Origin of the sequence: Marinomonas sp. FW-1, assembly GCF_005222245.1 — a bacterium.
Classification (GTDB): Bacteria; Pseudomonadota; Gammaproteobacteria; order Pseudomonadales; family Marinomonadaceae; genus Marinomonas; species Marinomonas alcarazii.
The window spans coordinates 164564-183422 of the sequence record NZ_CP025987.1 but is presented as its reverse complement, the minus strand read 5'-3'; the positions used below and the strand labels follow the sequence as shown (position 1 = coordinate 183422).

Genomic DNA, 18859 nt, shown 5'->3' with positions numbered 1-18859 from the left:
AGAGACCTAATGAAACACTTTATTTAAACAGTATAAAAGATGAGTTTTGTAACAATCTTACAAAAAATGGGCCGCGCTTCGAAATCAATACCGACTGATTTTTAGGCATTGCTTAACGCTTCTTTTAATAACGCTATTGTGGAAATATAAAGTGGTGTCAACTTCTCGATATCACGACTCAAGTCTATTTCGCCATTAGCACTAGCATGACTTTCCAACTCACGAAACGCTGCGGCCAAAGTCCGTGCCCCCACTGCATCGGCATCCCCCGCCAAGCGGTGCGCAATATCAGAAATCTCATAGAAGTCTTGCTGGATATTCATTTCCGCCATCTCTTCCAGACCTTGCTCTACTGAAGAAGAAAACAATGACACCAGTTTCTGCAAACGCTGTTTGCCTAAAGCCGCTAAATGAGAGTGTATGAGGCTCGTGTTAATCAGCCCAGTCGCAATTTCCTGACTCTCCTCCAATTGGTAACTCCGGCTTAATTGCTCACCCATCACTTGATATAATAATTCGCGTTTAAATGGTTTTGGAATAACAGCCCGAATGCCAATGTCGTGGCATTGTTTAACATTACTTGGTAACACATTCGCAGTTAGCGCAACGATAGGTGTTCGTGCATTGATGTGGTTAATGTGACGGATTTGATTCGCTACATCTAAGCCACTTAATAAAGGCAAATGTATATCCATTAAGATTAAATCAAAGCGGTGCTCAGACGCTTTATTTAACGCTTCCTGTCCGTCTGTAGCGAGTGTGACCTTGTGGCCGTCTTTTTCTAACAATTCCGTGGTGACAGCTTGGTTAATCGGTGTATCTTCAACCAACAAAATAGACATAGGCGCCAGCTTTTTCGGTAATTCTATCTCATCATCACTGGAGTTTACTGGAGGATCTAGCGCTAAAAGAGGAATATAAAACCAGAAAACACTGCCTCGCCCTTCTTCACTTTCTACTCCCATTTCCCCTTCTAAAACATGTACCAACTGAGCCGTTATTGCTAGCCCTAACCCAGTTCCCCCAAAACGTCGTGTCACGCTTTCATCGGCTTGACTAAAGCGTTCAAAAATATGAGGAAGGTACTGATTAGGAATCCCTACTCCGGTGTCTTCTACTTCAATTAATACACCTTGCCCTTGTTCCCCATGTTCTTGGGCGGGCTCCACGCTAATGGTCACAGAACCATCGTGAGTAAACTTGATGGCATTAGAAATCAAATTCGACAATATCTGCCGCAGTGCTCCTGCGGCACCTTGGTAACGGTCTTCTAATTGTTCGCTAATACGGACAGTCAGAGTGGTATTTTGTTGACGAGCCTGTGCCAAAAACAACAAGCTCGTAGAGTTTACTAATTCACTCAAGGAGAATGGCAGTATCTCGGGGCTGTACATGCCTTCTTCTAGGCGAGCATAATCCAATAAGCCATTAAGGATCTCTAACAAGGCTTCGCCAGATTGATAAATCGCACTGAGCTTTTCGGCACTTTGAGGAGTCTGAGATTGGCTTTGAAGCAGTTCTACCATGCCCAGAATGCCATTTAATGGTGTTTTTATTTCGTGGCTCATGGTCGCCAAAAATTGACTCTTGGCCACATTGGCTTTCTCTGCGGCCTCTTTTGCGTCTTGTAGACGTCGTGTTCGTCGGCTCACTTGTTCTTGCAGCTGATCACGGTGATAACGCAACTCGGCTTCAATCAAATCTTTCTGTTTAATATCTTCCAGAATCGCTTCCCGCATATCATTCATTGCATTGACTACAGCATCAATTTCATCCGTGTCTTGACGAGGCGCTTTATGGGGTAGCACCAACCTCGTTTTCAGGTTTCCAGCACCAATAGAGCGCGTGTAGCTGGCCATGTACTCAAGATGGCGGGTCACCATCAAATGCACGATCAACAGTAACAACACCCCATTAATGAGCACCAATATGCTCTGAAAAAGCGCAATCTCTATTGCCGAACGCAGCAGTTTTGACTGGATCGCAGCCAAATCATGGTAAACCGTCAATTCGCCTAATAAACGGGAGGTTGGCTCACCGTAACGATCAATGTAGTAAATCGGCAATGTCGTTCCATTATTCTCAGAAATGGCGGATTTATCGCCGACGACAATACCTTCTTTCCAATCAGCTGAATGCAGTGTCACCGCATTAACATTGGAGAAGTTCATAATGCCTTTTAGCTGCAACTCTAGTTGCTCACTGTCCAAATCCCAAAGCCCCTTTCGAAGCCCTTCAATATGAGACGATGTAATGTAGTCCGTTTGCTGCTGCATCGACGCCTTCTCACGACGATATTCATTGAACACCTGAATACTGGTAGAAATGAGTGCTAGCAATAAACTGAGTGATAACAGCTTAATAAAAATTCGATACGCCAGAGGATGCATTTGCTTGTAGCGTAGAAGATTTGGCAGCAAAGCGTACTTCGATGATCGAGACATTAGCTTCCAGAACCCCCTCTTTTTAAATCAAGGTCTTCGCTGTAAACCTTATGATATTGGGTAACGAGCTTGGGGACTGTTGCAGGGTCTTTCAAAAGCTGCTCCAAGCGTTGATTTAACAATGGCAGCCATTTAACTAAGAAAGATTTCTTGGAAATCGCCAAATACCAAAAATCACTTACATCCGTCTCGGTGTAACCAATTTTATCCTCTAGCCCTAAACGACGGAGGTCTAACTGACCTGATAAGCCGCCCATGGGGACAACATCTAAACGATTGTCAGCCAGTTTTAATAAGTTTTGATCTTGCGTGGAGACAAATTCAAGACTGGGGTATTTATGCAGAGCAGCGTCAACCTTATTGCCAAAACTATCGCCCATTAGCACTCCCACCCGCAAGCCTGCTAATGCTTCCCAACCTTCAAAATTAAGGGGGTGTTCGAGCGGATAATAAAGATAAATAGATTCTCGAATAATAGGCGCGTCGAGATAAATCATCGATTGCTGGCGAACATCCGTTTTGAAGCCAGACAAGATATCGACATTGCCTAATTCCACTTCTTTAATGCAGCGTCGCCAGTTGCTGTCTTGATAGGTGTCAACGGTGACATTAAGCGGCTCGAGCAAACGTCGAATAACAGCCACATTAATACCATCTATCTGCTGGTCTTTGTTTATCCAAGTAACCGGAGGATAGGCATTGTTACCACACACTCGTACCGTTGAACCAGATAACCCATCTAACTCAGCCGACGACTCTGCCAACGCAGGCACAGAAGCGCTTACCACCAAAATAACCGCCAGTGCCCTCTTATATGCAACAGCCAGCATTAGCAATCATCTTGCACAGGATGACTAAACAGATAACCAACACCATGGACGGTAATGATCATTTGAGGGCATAAAGGGTCTTCGCTTAACTTGCGGCGAATTCGTCCGATCAAGACATCAATGGTCCGATCTGTGGCGTTCCACGTACGATTCTTAATCCTGTCCATTAATTGGTCTCGGGTTAGGACAGTCCCTTCGCTCATCTTTAACGCCAACAGCAGTTGAAATTCCCCTTCCGTCAATTGGCTCACACTGCGGTCAGATTTCACTAACACTCGTCGAGACGTGTCCAGTTGCCATGTTCCAATCGTTTGCAGCACAGGCTCTTCAACCACGGTTTTAGACAATTCTCGCTGCTTTTGGACGCGACGAATCAGGTTCTTGCCTCTAGCCAAAACTTCACGGGCATTGAATGGTTTACAAACGTACTCGTCAGCCCCACATTCCAACCCAATAATACGGTCAATATCGTCCTGTTTGCCGGTAACCAAAATAATGCCCACTTCAGAACGGCTTCGCAGCTCTCTCGTCAGGGTTAAGCCATCTTTGCCAGGCAAACGGATATCCAGCAAGATAAGATCGAACTCTTGCTCGCTCAGTAACAACTCTGCAGCTTCAGCTGTTTCAGCACTGATGACGGTATAACCTTCTTCTGCAAAATAACTCTCTAAGGTCTCTCTGATGACACTTGAATCGTCAACAATGAGGATTTTACTGTCTGACTTTAACATAGTGATGCACTGCACAAGGTGTAAGTTAGATCCAATATTTCATGGTCATTTTTATCGTTATTTTGTCATATTGAACAAGTTATTAGGTGACTTGCTCCAGAACTATAACAACTAAGGCGGAGAAAGATAAGAACTCTATTTGACCTCTAACATATAAACAAAATGTAAATGAAAATCCAGTTTGTAAACAAAATGTGTTTATTCAGTAGAGTGACATTATCAAACAAAGCCATTTAATGACGCAGGTGCAAATTTGCTCCTTTAACCAGCCTAAGAAAAGCCTCTCCTTGTCTAATAATATGCGGCACAAAAGATTATGACTTTTCCAAAAACCGGCCTAATGTATCTACGTATTGCCTTGTGAATCAGAGACAGCGCAAGGAATTAGGACAACTTTATAAATAGCCAAGGGCGTTGTTTATTTGCCTAAAAACAGCGGCGAAAATAATGGCAATGTTTTTCTATTAGACTGTTTGCTATTACGCTTCCTTCTAGAATATACCGTTATAACGTCCATAAAATGTCACTTAATACTCCCATCTGGCTTTCACATTGTTCATACAAAGTATTACGACTTGTTTGTGAATAAATTCAGCCTTCCTGCTAAAACTTGTTCAAAGCAAAGAAGAAGATTGCATGCTTTCATGCCACCTTCTTCTTTACTCTCTATAAAAAAAGAAAGCAAAGGAACTCTCTATGTCGATAAACACAGAATCTACGGAGACTAACAAGCCAAGCTTAGGGCTTGCTCTTATTCCCGTTGTACTGACGCTTGCGTTGCTAGGTATTCAAATCTTTTACTTCGGTGATTTCACCCCACACATTCCTCTGGCCATTGGTTTAGCTCTCACCTCGTTGGTTGGTATCAAGCAAGGCTTGAAGTGGAAACAAATTGAAAAAGGCATATTCAATGTCATTCACGTCTCTATGCCATCGGTTTCGGTATTGATTCTTGTCGGTATGCTGGTCGGTGTGTGGATTGCCAGTGGTACGGTTCCAACACTTATTTATTACGGTTTAACTCTATTATCACCACAGATTTTCCTTGCGGCTGCCATGCTTCTTTGTGCTGTGGTTTCTCTGTCACTTGGCACATCATGGGGAACCGTGGGCACGGTTGGTTTAGCGCTTATGGGCATTGGTGCGGGTTTTGAAATACCTATGTATTGGACAGCCGGCGCGGTTGTGTCTGGTGCCTTCTTTGGCGATAAAGTATCACCTTTGTCTGACACCACAAACCTAGCTCCTGCAGTGACAGGCACCGATGTGTTCTCCCACATCAAAAACATGATGCCAACGACTATTCCAGCGATGTTTATAGCCTTGGTTATTTATTTGATCGCAGGCTTCACGTTGATCGGCAACGATAACGGTTCTTTTGAACGCATTAATGCCATCACTTCTTCTTTGCAGAATAATTTCGAAATTTCCGCTTGGTTACTGGCCCCAGCTTTGGTTGTTATCGTACTTGCTGTGCGACGCATGCCTCCTATTCCATCTTTGTTTGCAGGCGTCCTAGCGGGTGCGGTGGTTGCAGCCATTACTCAAGGTGCTGGCGTCCATGACATCATCACCTACGCCAACAGTGGTTACTCCATTACCACAAGCTCAGATGCGATCAACAGTCTTTTAAATCGCGGTGGTATCCAGTCAATGATGTGGACTATTTCCTTGATTTTGATTGCACTTGGTTTTGGCGGCGCCCTTGAAAGAACGGGCTGTTTAGAGGCCATCATCAGCGCCATTATGACCAAGGTAAGAACCTTCAAAGGCGTTCAGACTTCCGCTACTTTAACTTCTGTTGCCACTAACCTAGTCGCAGGTGACCCATACTTATCTATCGCGCTACCAGGCCGTATGTATGCGCCAGTTTATCGTGGTATGAAATACTCAACGCTGAACCTTTCAAGAGCAATCGAAGAAGGTGGCACATTAGTTTCTCCGCTTGTTCCTTGGAATGCCGGTGGTGCTTTTGTTATTGGCGCTTTAGGTTTAAGCATCGGTGACGGCAACTTTGAAAACTTACTTTATATCCCATTAGCCTTTGCTTGTTGGGTCTCTCCTGTGCTTGGTTTATGCTATGCGCAATTAGGGTTTTTCTCTCCTAAAGCCTCTCAAGAAGAGCAGGACGCATGGAAGAAAAATAATGAGTTAGTCATGGACTACAGCGTAGCGACGAAATAATCGACTCGTCATCTCACCCATGACACGCAAAACACCAAAAGGCAGATCTATACTAGATCTGCCTTTTTTCGTATTGTCCCCTGCCCCTGTCTAAGCTCAATAAAAGCTCATCCGTATGAAAAGCAAAGTGCTACAATACTCCTTAACTTTGCATTTTATTATCAGCAGGAACCCCATGAGCTTTGCGTCACTAGGACTTCATCAAGACATTCTTCTACAAGTACAGAACCTTGGTTATCAAACCCCTACACCTATTCAACAGGCAGCGATTCCTGCGGTGCTTGCTCATAAAGATCTGATGGCAGGCGCACAAACAGGTACGGGGAAAACCGCGGCATTCGCCTTGCCTCTTTTACATCAAATTCTTTCTACAGAAGGGGATAACCCTTGTGCGATCCAAGTTCTAGTACTTACTCCAACACGTGAACTGGCCCAACAAGTTCACGCAAGTTTTGAAAAATACAGCGCGAATACTTCTGTTCAATCTGTAGTGGCTTACGGTGGTGCCAGTATTAATGTCCAGCTCGATGCCCTTAGAAAGGGTTGCCAAGTACTGGTCGCAACACCTGGCCGCCTACTTGAATTGATAATGAAAAACCTCATCGATTTAAGCTTCCTGAAAACACTGGTACTGGATGAAGCCGACAGAATGTTGGATATGGGTTTTATCATCGACATCCAAAGGATATTAAAAAAGCTGCCTGAAACCCGCCAGACGCTCTTCTTTTCAGCAACGTTTAATGACGAAATTTTCGCACTAAGCAAAACTCTATTAAAAGACCCTCAGCTGATCGAAGTCGACAATCGCAACACCACCGCGACTCAGGTCGAACAAACCATTTATACGGTAGATAAAAACCGTAAAAGTGCGCTTATTTCCTACCTCATTGGCTCAAAAAACTGGCAGCAGGTGCTTATTTTTACTCGCACCAAGCAAGGCGCGGATGAACTAGCAAAAGAAATGGAAAAAGATGGGATCGCAACTCAGTCCATTCATGGGGACAAATCCCAAGGCGCAAGAGATCGCATCTTAACCGACTTTAAACATGGTAAAGTGCGTGCTCTCGTTGCCACCGATGTGGCAGCCAGGGGCATTGATATAGAACAACTGCAGTACGTGATCAACCACGAATTACCCTACAATGCCGAAGACTATATCCACCGAATAGGACGAACTGGGCGAGCAGGTTCAACGGGCATTGCTATTAGCCTAGTTACTGAAAAAGAACGCTACCTACTAACCGACATTGAAAAGCTGCTTAATGAGCAATTCATCCCGCAATGGTTTCCTGGTTTCGAACCCGACCTTAATAATATCGATCAGCCAACAAAACGACGTGAACCTTCTAAAAAAGAGCTAAGAGCCAAAGCGCTTGGCTTTTCTTCATCAAAAGACAAAAAAACGAAACGAAAGCGGCGCTGAACCTATATTTAAGTTGCATAGTGTAGTTTTCCATAAGCCTATATCATGCAAAAACGATATACTCTACATTCCTATATATCTTTATAAACCTAATGATGAAAACTCAGCCGAACAAAAGCATAGATAAGAAATTAACTGCGGCCCAAATTTCCCCACCCTTGTTCCGTCAGTTACTGATTGTTGCCATTTTGGGTTTTAGTGCAATCTGGGCAATTGATGCTTACAGCGGTATTATTGCAGTATTTGACGCCTTCTCTTATCCAATATGTATAACCGCATTTATTCTGATTTACCTAATTAGTTTTTCACGTGCCAATCAGCAGAGCTTACATTATCTTGCCTACCTCGTTGTTGCAGGTTACTTAATAAGCTGCAGTATTTGGCACCATTTACCCGGTAATGGCCAATTTTCTAACTCGGCGCAGTGGCTCGGACTAAATTACGTCATCGTCTATCTTTTTCTTGACGTCAAAAAGGCCGCTCCAGCAACCGCTATTGTTTTTGTTGCCACCATTACAGGCCATTACTTTGCCCTGATACAAAACCATACTACCGGCGAAGCGCTTGTTGTCACATTAAACATGGCCATAGCCCACGCTATTTATATTTTCTTATTGTGGACGGTTATCAAATTGAGGGTTACAACAGACCAAGTGATAGCCCGCGCAGACATGCTTGAAGACTTTGCCTATATAGATGTACTCACCCGAGCACTAAACCGACGCGGAATTGAGAAGGTGTTTAATGAGCTTAACCTTGATTCAGCGGAACAAAAGAAGAATTACGCAATCCTCATCATCGATATTGATCATTTTAAACAGGTAAATGACCTTAATGGCCATCTTATTGGCGACAAAGTACTTACCAGCATAGCAGGTAAAATCAGACGATCTATCCATCCGAATGATATATTGTGCCGCTGGGGCGGAGAAGAATTTGTCGTACTTACTTTGAATAGAACACCACAGCAAGTAATGACCCTCGCCGAAAATCTAAGACTGGCAGTCAGCCAACTTGTTATCGACGATATTACCAACATTACGGTTAGTATTGGTGTTGGCCACTCTCATGAAGCCTCCTCAAAAGAAGCCGTATTCAAAATTGCGGATGATCATCTTTATGATGCCAAACAATCCGGCCGAAACACCATACGAGCCTCCCAAGCTTAGATAAGCTTCTTTACCCAAGCTTTTCCATACGAAAAACCAGCCAATGCGCTCTAAAAAGCCAATCTAAATAGATTAACTTCTTGCAACCAATGAAACACCCAGCCCTAAGGGGCGAGGTATCTGTGTTTCATTGGATTACACCCAAAAAGATTAATAGAAAGATATAAAAACTTATTGATATATAAGGTTATTTTCTCACTTAGTAACCCCACATATATTTAAAACAGCCTTATCTAAAATTAAGTACGGAACCTCCCTGTCCAATATTATTAACCGCACAAATACCAGAAACCGCTCCTTTCATAATCATCCCCAACATCTAGATCCAACCTTTTCGCAAAAGAACCAAGCCTCAATTAAGTCAAAATTATTAAATTTGAAACCGTATAAGAGGGATTAAAATCCATAAATTCACTGTAAAATTATTGTAAATCTACAAAAATACACGTAAGGTTTACGAAAAACTCTACACAGTAATATTTTGCATTTTTTGAGCATAAAACAACTAAAAAGGTCTGTCGCATGATTAGAAGCAACTCAGAAGTTTTAGAAGCAGCATCAGAAAGAGAATGTGCCTTTTATGTGGATTATTTACTGAAGACAATAAAAGCAAGCTCAGCCAGAAATTTACGAGGGGAGTCGCTCGAAGAGCGTTTGTTGAAACTCAACGAAGAATTAGAAACCTTAATTAATAAAAATCGAGCCCCTAAAAACTTTGCATCGCAAATGCGTACCGCTTTTAGATCAACACAACTGCCGTCGAGTTATTTCAGATGGATCGATAAAAAAGATGAACGTTTATGCAACTGGTTGTGGTGCTATTTAAAACGCCTCTCTAAAAAACCAGAACTCGACACCGACGATGCCCATAACTCACTACAATTGCTGTCAAATAAGGCCTTTATTATTGAAAGGGAAACAGCAGCAGAGAGGCAAACCGACATATTAACGGCCTTTTATGATGGCGAAGCCGATCAAAAACAGCAGCAAGACATATTAGAGACACTGAAAGTAAAGTGGCAGGACGTTCAAAGCCGTAATACGCTGATCAATTGGCTGGAGGAAAACAACCCAACACAATGGCGTTGGGCATGGTCTTATCTTCAAAATATCACTCAAAGACCTTTAGAGCCGGCCTGGGTACCGCACTCAGATACAGAAAAAAAAGCGGCAGTTATTGCTACTATAGATTTATCTGATAACGTAGACCGTAAAGAATTAATCATTGATAAGATGAAGAAAGCCTGGAGCCAGAAAAAGTTTCGCGAGAAATCCAGCGGCAAGAAACCTTACAGCATTAGCATGACGCTTAATACCAAGCAAAAGCTCAATGCGCTGGCAGAAGAAAAGAACATGAAAATCAATGAAATGATCGAATATCTGGTGAGGAGCGAATATAACAAGCGTGAAATCAACGAATAAAACCGTAATGGCAGATAAACACGATTTCGTAACACCAGTGAAAAAGTCTATTTTCTGTTCCTGGTTGTTTCATTAGCCACCTAATCACTGTATAACGAGCCGCATGAAAATCCCTAAAAGAATACAACCACTCATCGAAGACGGCTTAGTAGACGAAGTACTTCGACAATTAATGAGCGGAAAAGAAGCGACTGTCTACGTAGTTCGCTGTGGATCTGAGATCCGCTGCGCTAAAGTCTATAAAGAAGCCGGTAAACGTAGCTTTAAACAAGCTGTTCAATACCGTGAAGGCAGAAAAGTTCGCAACAGCCGTCGTTCGAGAGCGATGGAAAAAGGCTCTAAGTTTGGACGTGACGAACAAGAAAGCCTATGGCAAAACGCTGAAGTCGACGCTCTGTACCGTTTAGCCGCAGCCGGTGTTCGTGCGCCGACGCCTTATGGTTGCTTCGATGGTGTCTTATTAATGGAGCTCGTCACCGATGATAGTGGCGATGTTGCCCCACGCCTGAACGATGTCGTGCTTACCCCTGAGCAAGCAAGGCGCGATCATGACGCCATAATAAAAGACATTGTTCGCATGTTGTCTGCAGGCATCATTCACGGAGATCTATCAGAATTCAATGTCTTGGTAGACTCCCATGGCCCCGTCATAATCGACCTACCACAAGCGGTTGACGCTGTAGCAAACAATAATGCCGAATGGATGCTCGAACGCGATGTAAACAATATGCGTAACTACTACGGTATGTTTGCGCCAGAACTGCTGGAAACCAAATACGCCAAAGAAATGTGGGCACTATTTGAGGCAGGCAAGCTAACAGCACACACAGAATTAACAGGTCATTTCGAAGAGCCGACCGAAGAAGCGGATGTGGACTCTGTGTTACAAGAAATCCAAGACGCCTTTGAAGAAGAACAAGATAGATTGGCTCGCATCAACAGCGCAAACGATGACGATTGAAAATAAGGTACAGAACTAAAATTTTACTTCAAGAGGGCAACAGCCATGGCTTTTGCCCTCTTCGCCGCATCTAAGTCACCAGCAACATACGCTTGAGCAATCGCTCCCTCTTTTAGCACACTGATACTCTGGGCCAAATAGGCTGCTGATAATTCTGAAGAATCACCAACAAGATTCGCTTGTATAAAGGACGTGATATTTTGCTTATGACGCTGACAAAGATCGTTCACCGTATGATCAGAAAATTCAGCGTTGGCTTTAACAAAAAAGCAGCCTTTAAATGGAAGTAAAACTTCAACTCTATCGTGAAACCAGTCATCAAGCGCATCAAACAAGGCTAATACCGCCATTTTACCTTCACCGGCTGCCATCATCCTCGATGTTAACCAATCCATAAATACTTGATCGCGATAGATCAAAACCGCCTCTACTAATGCCTCCTTGCTGGCAAAATGATGGTACAGCGTTTTCTTCGCTACGCCTGTTTCCGCCAAAATAGTGTTGATTCCAACCGCGTGAATACCATGCTGATAAAACAACTTAAACGCAGCATGTATCAATAAATCAGGTTTGGTCACTGTATCTCCCCTTTATAAACAGATAATAATATTGACATTAGTGGACAGACTTGTCTACCATAAAAAGAGACCATTCGGTCTACTTTTTATTAAATGTAAGGAAGCCCAACATGTCGATACACTTTTTAGAACGGCTCTACCAATCACGCTTTTTCACCATTTTTCTCGCAGGTGTCGGTGCTGCACTGTGCATTTTTATTATTTCGTTAGGGGCTGAAACCGCACCAGAATACATCGGCATGATGGCACCTTTTGGCGCAACCATGGTGATACTCTTTGCCTTACCTAAAAGCCCTCTGGCTCAACCTAAAAATATTTTAGGAGGCCATCTAATAACGGCCACAATAGGCCTAATAACATTACAATTTTGGGATGTGACGCCTCTGAGCATGGCGTTGAGTGTAGGAGCAGGTGTTTCCATCATGATGCTAACAAACACCCTTCATCCTCCCGCTGGAGCTAACCCACTGCTGATCTTATCGCTGAAAGTGTCTTGGGTATTTCTCTTCAATACCGTACTAACTGGTTGCTTGCTGATTATTTTATTTGGCTGGCTTTACCATAATGGTGTTTCACGCATAGGTTATTCGCTAAAACCAAAAGGCTAAGCTTAATTGCACATTTTTTGTTACTGCCTCTTTTTTAACCAGTCGTTTAATGTATAATCTCGCTCCGCATTTGACCACTAGGTCAAATGCGTAACCGACAAATTAGTCAATCACTTGGGTTCCCTAACCCCAATCAAACGAAAAAGGCCACAACATGAGTTCGTTCACTTCCGAGCAAAAAGCTAAGGCGCTTTGCTACCTTGCACTATTTCATTTGCTCATTATTGCCTCGAGCAATTACCTAGTACAAATCCCCTTTACCATTGCAGGTTTTCATACCACATGGGGCGCATTTACCTTCCCCTTTATCTTTTTGGCAACGGATCTAACGGTCAGAATTTTCGGAGCAGCATTAGCGAGAAAAATTATTTTCTTAGTCATGATTCCATCATTAATCGTGTCTTACGTGCTCTCTGTCATCTTTGCACAAGGTCAGTTCCAAGGCTTCGGCGCACTGGGGGCATTCAACGAGTTTGTTGGCCGCATTGCTATAGCAAGCTTGATGGCTTACTTGCTAGGACAAGTGCTGGATATTCAGGTATTTAATCGACTTCGTCAGCTAAAAGCCTGGTGGGTAGCACCTGCTGCTTCAACCGTCTTTGGTAACGGTTTAGACACCTTGGCCTTCTTCGGTATCGCCTTTTATCAGAGTCCAGATGCGTTTATGGCAGAGCACTGGCAAGCCATTGCACTTGCAGATTTCGGCTTTAAACTGATCATCAGTCTTGGATTATTTATTCCAATGTATGGCGTGTTATTGAACTACCTAACTAAGAAACTCACCGCTATCAAGCCAGACTTTTCTTTAGCCAACGCTTAAGCTTTTCTGGCACACAGTGAATATTGCACAAAGCCTATTTTTGAAAATAGGCTTTTTTTTCAAAAAAATATCTCGATAATCGATTTACCACAAGTCACCAAAGCGCTCTCGATGACTCAAATATAAACGTAAATCAAACTCTAACTGGTGATAATCCGCTTCCATATAACAACAGAGCTTATAGAACGCCTTGTTGTGATCCTTTTCTTTAAGGTGCGCCAATTCATGCACCAAAATCATCTTTAACAAAGGCTCGGGAATACGACGAAACAAAGATGAAATACGAATCTCATTCTTGGCTTTCAGCTTACTTCCCTGCATCCGTGACACATAAGTATGTAACCCAAGAGCATTATTAATAATGTGGATTTTATCGTCATAAATCACTTTGCTAATCGGCGGTGAACTGCGCATAAAAGCGTTTTTTAAATCCATCGCATAATCATACAAAGCGCGTGGACCGTTTAGCGAATGGGCAACCGGGTATTTCTTTAATAACCAAGCGGCAGACTGCTCAGTATCCAGAAGCTGCTGCGCCTGTTGTTGCACCTGAGCACTGTAAGCACCAAGGTATTTTTTTACTTCATTACTTTGAGTCATAGACACTATCGACTAACACAGAAAAGATCGACAAGTGTCGCAGAACTGAGGTTGAAAAACCATTCAAGCACCCAGCAATGGCCGTAATTCTTCCCACAACTGAGGGCTGGCCGCCCAGACAAGATTACCGTTTAACAACCCATCATTTTTAAGAAAGTCAGTCACTTGGCCACCCGCTTCTTCGATTAACAGCAAGCCTGCCAACGCATCCCAACTGTTTAAATGGGATTCAAAGTAGCCATGAACCAGTCCAGATGCCACATGAGCCAACATCAGAGCACCCGCTCCAAAACGTCGGTATTCGATACCCTGTTTGTCCAACATCAAGATAAGATCACAATACGCTTGTACAGGTCGACGATTAGATCGTCCTAACCCCAGAAGTACCTGACCTTTTTGAGGATCATGAATCGTTAATCGAACGCCATTCAAATACGAGCCTTGGCCTTTCTTGGCAGTAAAAAATTCCTCCCTATCCGGCGCATAAACAAAGCCCATCTGGATTTCATTGTGCTTTATATAGGCTACTGAAACACACCAATAATCCATACCTTGAACGTAATTTGTGGTGCCATCAATGGGATCAATCACCCAGACACCGCAGACCTCTGGTTTAGAAGCTTGAACAAGGCCACTTTCTTCCCCCAAAAAACCATCATCGGGGAATAAAGCGCGAATCACTTTTTTCAGCTCAGCTTCAACCGCAATGTCTGCCTGAGACACAAAATCTTGTCTGCTTTTTGTTGTTACAGATAATCCCGACTGACGAATGGCTTGAGCACGTTTGCCTGCGGTTTTAATTGCCGCTTCTAAAACTTGATAGTCATCTTGCATGTTATTTTGTCCTTATGCTGGTCAATTCAAAACTTGGTTAAGTATTTCTAATCACCAATTTGACCGGTATTTCTTCTATGCTTTGATCAATAGATGGATCTTTCCCTCTGGCTTCCAAGCAAGACAAAACCCGCCTGGCGGTTTCCTCAACATCTTGATGAATCGTCGTCAGGCGATAACTGTATTGCGCTGTTTGCGGCGTATTATCAAAACCAATAATGCGGAAGTCATGTGGGGCATCAAGGCCATTTTCTCGCATCCCATCCAAAAAGCCGCAGGCCAGCTGAGCATTAGCGCAAAACACACCATCAACGTTTCTCCCTTCTGCACAAAATACATGGGCCGCTTGCCTTCCACCTTCGTAGCCATCCGCTTCAGCAACTATTTCGAATAAATCTCTGCTCGTTTCAGCCATCACCTGCTGAAACATATCGCCACGATTGATACCGGACCAAGTGGATTCACGATAATTCAACCAAGCAATCGACTGACAGCCGCAAGCTATTAGCTGTTCCGCCACCAACTCGGCGGCCATCTTGTTATCAGAACAAACAAGGTCTACCTCGGGAAACTCCACATGGCGGTTAATACCGACCACAGGGACATTGTGCTGAACGCATTCCTTCACTAAATCCGCAGGCGGTTGACCCGATGTGACAACGACCCCAGAGACTCGAAACTGCGTAAAACGCCGAATAGTCATTTCCAATTCATCCGCATCACGCACTTCTGTGACGAGGGCTTGATAACCCTTACGTTGAATTTCACTCAACAACCCCTCTAGCAAACTGCTACGAAAAGGGTCACTTAATCGCGCCACCACCACACCAATTAGCTGACTGCGTTTGCGATTTAAGCCCTGCGCCAAAAAATTGACTTGATAGCCAAGCTCATTCGCTGCTTGTAAGATTTTTTTGCGAGTCTCGCGTGCAACATTGCCCTGATCGCTAAACACCCTTGATACCGACGCACGGGATACACCAGCGAGCTTTGCCACATCTTCAGCAGACACAGACCGACCACCTCGAGGATTCTTCAAAGCACCTCTCCTTGATTCATCGGATGCGAACTAAGATCAAAATTATTTAAGTCAAATTGCAAACCATCTCGACTTAAAAATAGCGCAGGATGACCAGACGTAGCGGCCAACAAACTAGGGATGGCCTCATCAAAACAATGATAAATCCCCAATGCTCTTACATTTGTCTCTGCCAGCAAACGCTGACAGTCAGGGAAATCCCCATGGGAAGAGCCGCCATCCAAAGCATGAAAAGAAGCACATTCCTGAAAAGCGATATCCACACCTTCCATCAAGGCTTCGCTCGCCTTGGTAGGACGGCCATCGCCACTGTAAAAGACACTTTTTCCCTCTATGGTGATTCTCAGCGCTTTATTCGCCATTTCATGCTGCGTGTTGGCCGTGCGAATTTGCCAGTGCTTCCACTCGAAGTCGTCCGCAATATCTTGCCAATGAATGTCGAAACACAGCTGCGTTTCTGGCCACACAGCCAAATCAACGAGGGCCTGAAGCGGCTGTCGTTGATCCGATTGACAGAAAATAGTCAAAGGCTCCGTACGCTTGAAGCTTTTCCATTGGTTAATAAGGGCAGCTAAACCTGAACTGTGATCTGGGTGAATATGAGTGAAATAAATTACTGCAATGTCATTAACGCCAATATTGCGCTGCCAAATGGCCCGAGGAATCGTTGGGCCACAATCAATAAGCCACTGATTCTCAAGGCTATCTGTGATTTTTATCGCGGAAGTATTACAGCGCTTAGAGAACGCACTGCCACTGCCAATTACATCAATTTTCATACTGTCTCACCAAGATGTCTTTTTAGCTTAATTAAATTGTCATAAAGATCCGACAAAGTAGGCCACCATAATGTCGGTTAGAGATTGCATTTTTTTTACAAACCACTGAACACGTGTTCATTTGTTAAAAAAACTCAAAAAACGGCCGGCAATCGTTTTATTGGCTTGGGGAAAAAGAAAGGAATGGCGCACTTACACATACAAAACTTGCAGGCTGGCTACGGTAAAAAATTGATTTTAGACAAGATCAATTTAACTGTTGAGCAAGGCGAAATGATTGCCTTACTTGGTCCATCTGGTTGTGGCAAAACGACGCTGCTTAATGCGTTATGTGGCTTCGTTCCTGTAAGCGGCGGAGAGATTTTTGCGGGGTCTCGGTCCGTTTCTCAATTGCCAGCCGAAAAACGCAACATCACCATGGTTTTTCAAAGCTACGCTCTATGGCCTCATATGACTGTCGCACAAAATATTGGTTACGGACTTAAAGTTCAAAAAGCCAAACGCGCAGAAATAAACCGCCGCGTCAGCGAATTATTGAGCATCGTAAAATTAGAAGGGTTAGAAGACGAGAAGGTAACGGCTTTGTCAGGAGGACAACGCCAACGAGTGGCATTGGCACGCGCCTTAGCGATTCGTCCCGATGTCCTAGTGCTTGATGAACCGCTTTCCAATCTTGATGCGAAAGTTCGATTAAGCGTTCGCCATGAAATCAAAGCCCTGCAAAAGCAACTTGGCTTCACCTCTTTAATTGTCACCCATGATCAGGAAGAAGCCCTAGTCATGGCGGATCGGATTGCCGTGCTAAACCAAGGAAAAATCGAACAAATCGGTACCCCAGAAGAAATCTATCACCACCCAAGTACCCCTTTTGTTGCTGATTTTATGGGGGCTGAAAACCATATCAAATGGCCAACTCACGACGACGCTTTTCGCCTAAATACGAGTAACCCAGCCGCTGAATTAGATCTTTATTTTCGCAGCGAAAATGCCGTGCTAGCAACGCCACAGGCGGCAAGTAAAGATGACTTAAATGCGGGCTTAATTATTCACGGCCACGTCGAACAAAGTGTTTTCTTTGGCAATAACTACCAAATTAGTGTGCGCTGCGGGAAGCACACCATACAGGCAGATCATGACCAGAACCTGTCTGAGAACACTCCCGTAACCTTAAGTGTTCCCAATAATGCTCTGCATGCTTTTGATAAAGAAGGAAAACTTGTAGCGCATCAAAAAAACCATGCCGTTTCTGTCAAATCAATGAGGATGAATCATGTTTGCTAAAACTAACATCGCTGTAATCGCTGCTGTCGGCCTTACTCAATTTTCCAGTTTTGCATTCGCAGAAACCACACTTAATGTGGCCTCTGCGGGTAGTCAAAATATGGTGGATTACGTGAAAACATATCTTGCCCCAAAATTTGAGGCGACACACCCTGGAGTAAAGGTAAACGTCGTAGGCACAGGACCAGGTGATGCAGGTTCTCACAAAATCATGGAAAAACTGTCGGCACAAAATGACAGCGGCCTTGCTAAGTGGGACATAGATGTAGCCGTTGTGCATCAAAAAATTGGTGGGGAAATGGTAGAAGATGGCTTGCTGTCAAAATACCGCAGCGAAGTGAAAACCGGTGACATGGTCTCTCGCGACAGTGCTAAAAATGCGCTAGGTATCAATGTGGATGGTTACGTTATGCCAATGTTCCACAGCCAAACCGCCATTGCTTACAACAGTGATTTTGTTGAGAACCCACCAACGTCTTATGACGAATTGGTTCAATGGACAAAAAAACACCCTAAAGCCTTTGGCTACAATGGCATCAAAAATGGCATGTCTGGCGTAAGTTTTGTAACTGGCTGGATTTATGCCTACGGCACAGATGCAGAAAGACTGTCTTCTGCGCCATACGATAAGAGCGTCGAATCCACTTGGAATAAAGCCTTTTCTGAACTTAAAGAGTTCAACAAAAATATCACCTTTACTCCGGGCAACGCTGGCACCTTAGACATGCTCAATCGGGGAGAGATTTTCATGGGCCCAGTTTGGGTAGATATGTTCTACAGCTGGAAAGAGCAAGGCAAAATCCCACCATCACTCAAACTTTCTTTGATTGCACCAGGCATGCCGGGTCAGCCTATGTACTACGTAGCACCAGCCAAAGCCGCACATCCTCAACTGGCTCGCGAGTTCATTGAATTAGCCACCAGCCCAGAAGTTCAAGCCAACGGTATTGTTAAGCAATTCAACTGGTATCCAGGCATTGATGCGAACTATGTGGAAGCTAAGCTAGATAAAGCGACATGGGAAAAACTGTTCGCAGAAATCACCCCTAGCGATTTATCAAAATATGGCAAAAGTTTCCCTATTGGACCGTACTTTGATGACATCAAAGAGGGCTACGAGCGCAACGTTTCTAACTAATAATTAGTTCAGAGAGAC

General features: G+C 43.8%; 17 protein-coding genes. 9 read left to right on the top strand and 8 right to left on the bottom strand.

Going from position 1 to position 18859, the window contains the following annotated elements; translation table 11 throughout:
* Nucleotides 1-101: 101 nt before the first annotated feature.
* Genes C1X04_RS00815 through C1X04_RS00805 form a run of 3 tightly spaced genes read right to left on the bottom strand, consistent with a single transcriptional unit; the run spans nucleotide 102 to nucleotide 4005 of the window.
* Complete coding sequence (locus C1X04_RS00815) at nucleotides 102-2444, bottom strand: ATP-binding protein (protein ID WP_110576549.1); 2343 nt, start codon at nucleotides 2442-2444, stop codon at nucleotides 102-104.
* Nucleotides 2444-3274: an ABC transporter substrate-binding protein gene (locus C1X04_RS00810; protein WP_137168911.1), complete on the bottom strand. Its 831-nt coding sequence runs from the start codon at nucleotides 3272-3274 to the stop codon at nucleotides 2444-2446. The genes C1X04_RS00815 and C1X04_RS00810 overlap by 1 nt, the downstream gene beginning before the upstream one ends.
* The gene (locus C1X04_RS00805) at nucleotides 3274-4005 is read right to left on the bottom strand and encodes a response regulator (RefSeq protein WP_137168910.1); all 732 of its coding nucleotides are present in this window, start codon (nucleotides 4003-4005) and stop codon (nucleotides 3274-3276) included. The genes C1X04_RS00810 and C1X04_RS00805 overlap by 1 nt, the downstream gene beginning before the upstream one ends.
* Before the next feature lie 696 nt (nucleotides 4006-4701).
* On the opposite strand from C1X04_RS00805, the gene nhaC reads away from it, so the two are divergent.
* From nhaC to C1X04_RS00780, 5 genes are all read left to right on the top strand, one after another.
* The gene (nhaC, locus tag C1X04_RS00800) at nucleotides 4702-6189 is read left to right on the top strand and encodes a Na+/H+ antiporter NhaC (RefSeq protein ID WP_137168909.1); all 1488 of its coding nucleotides are present in this window, start codon (nucleotides 4702-4704) and stop codon (nucleotides 6187-6189) included.
* A gap of 175 nt (nucleotides 6190-6364) precedes the next feature.
* On the top strand, nucleotides 6365-7612 hold the full coding sequence (locus tag C1X04_RS00795) for a DEAD/DEAH box helicase (RefSeq protein ID WP_137168908.1): 1248 nt from the start codon (nucleotides 6365-6367) through the stop codon (nucleotides 7610-7612).
* Between the two features lie 92 nt (nucleotides 7613-7704).
* Nucleotides 7705-8781: a diguanylate cyclase gene (locus C1X04_RS00790; RefSeq protein ID WP_254682301.1), complete on the top strand. Its 1077-nt coding sequence runs from the start codon at nucleotides 7705-7707 to the stop codon at nucleotides 8779-8781.
* 522 nt (nucleotides 8782-9303) lie between these two features.
* Entirely contained in the window at nucleotides 9304-10203 is a 900-nt protein-coding gene (locus tag C1X04_RS00785) for a hypothetical protein (RefSeq protein ID WP_137168907.1), read from the top strand.
* A 103-nt stretch (nucleotides 10204-10306) separates the two neighbouring features.
* Nucleotides 10307-11164: a PA4780 family RIO1-like protein kinase gene (locus tag C1X04_RS00780; RefSeq protein ID WP_110576538.1), complete on the top strand. Its 858-nt coding sequence runs from the start codon at nucleotides 10307-10309 to the stop codon at nucleotides 11162-11164.
* 23 nt (nucleotides 11165-11187) lie between these two features.
* Here C1X04_RS00780 and C1X04_RS00775 read toward each other — a convergent pair whose 3' ends face one another.
* Entirely contained in the window at nucleotides 11188-11742 is a 555-nt protein-coding gene (locus C1X04_RS00775) for a TetR/AcrR family transcriptional regulator (RefSeq protein ID WP_110576537.1), read from the bottom strand.
* Nucleotides 11743-11852: 110 nt separating this feature from the next.
* On the opposite strand from C1X04_RS00775, the gene C1X04_RS00770 reads away from it, so the two are divergent.
* Both C1X04_RS00770 and C1X04_RS00765 read left to right on the top strand, forming a co-directional pair.
* Nucleotides 11853-12350: an HPP family protein gene (locus C1X04_RS00770; protein ID WP_110576536.1), complete on the top strand. Its 498-nt coding sequence runs from the start codon at nucleotides 11853-11855 to the stop codon at nucleotides 12348-12350.
* A gap of 154 nt (nucleotides 12351-12504) precedes the next feature.
* Nucleotides 12505-13170 (top strand): 7-cyano-7-deazaguanine/7-aminomethyl-7-deazaguanine transporter, encoded by a 666-nt coding sequence (locus C1X04_RS00765; RefSeq protein ID WP_137168906.1) that lies wholly within the window; start codon nucleotides 12505-12507, stop codon nucleotides 13168-13170.
* Between the two features lie 84 nt (nucleotides 13171-13254).
* Here C1X04_RS00765 and C1X04_RS00760 read toward each other — a convergent pair whose 3' ends face one another.
* The 4 genes from C1X04_RS00760 to C1X04_RS00745 form a co-directional block, all read right to left on the bottom strand.
* On the bottom strand, nucleotides 13255-13770 hold the full coding sequence (locus tag C1X04_RS00760) for a YgjP-like metallopeptidase domain-containing protein (protein ID WP_137168905.1): 516 nt from the start codon (nucleotides 13768-13770) through the stop codon (nucleotides 13255-13257).
* Between the two features lie 63 nt (nucleotides 13771-13833).
* Nucleotides 13834-14604 (bottom strand): inositol monophosphatase, encoded by a 771-nt coding sequence (locus C1X04_RS00755; RefSeq protein ID WP_137168904.1) that lies wholly within the window; start codon nucleotides 14602-14604, stop codon nucleotides 13834-13836.
* A gap of 37 nt (nucleotides 14605-14641) precedes the next feature.
* A complete protein-coding gene (locus C1X04_RS00750) occupies nucleotides 14642-15643 on the bottom strand; it encodes a LacI family DNA-binding transcriptional regulator (RefSeq protein ID WP_137168903.1) in 1002 nt (333 codons plus the stop codon).
* Nucleotides 15640-16422 carry an MBL fold metallo-hydrolase gene (locus tag C1X04_RS00745; protein ID WP_110576531.1) on the bottom strand — a complete coding sequence of 261 codons (783 nt, stop codon included), beginning with the start codon at nucleotides 16420-16422 and terminating at the stop codon, nucleotides 15640-15642. The genes C1X04_RS00750 and C1X04_RS00745 overlap by 4 nt, the downstream gene beginning before the upstream one ends.
* Nucleotides 16423-16605: 183 nt before the next feature.
* Here C1X04_RS00745 and C1X04_RS00740 point away from each other — a divergent pair, with 183 nt between their 5' ends.
* Nucleotides 16606-17703: an ABC transporter ATP-binding protein gene (locus C1X04_RS00740; RefSeq protein ID WP_110576579.1), complete on the top strand. Its 1098-nt coding sequence runs from the start codon at nucleotides 16606-16608 to the stop codon at nucleotides 17701-17703.
* Nucleotides 17693-18841, top strand: coding sequence for an extracellular solute-binding protein (locus C1X04_RS00735; RefSeq protein ID WP_110576529.1), 1149 nt, complete (start codon nucleotides 17693-17695; stop codon nucleotides 18839-18841). Before C1X04_RS00740 ends, C1X04_RS00735 begins: the two co-directional genes overlap by 11 nt.
* Nucleotides 18842-18859 lie beyond the last annotated feature (18 nt).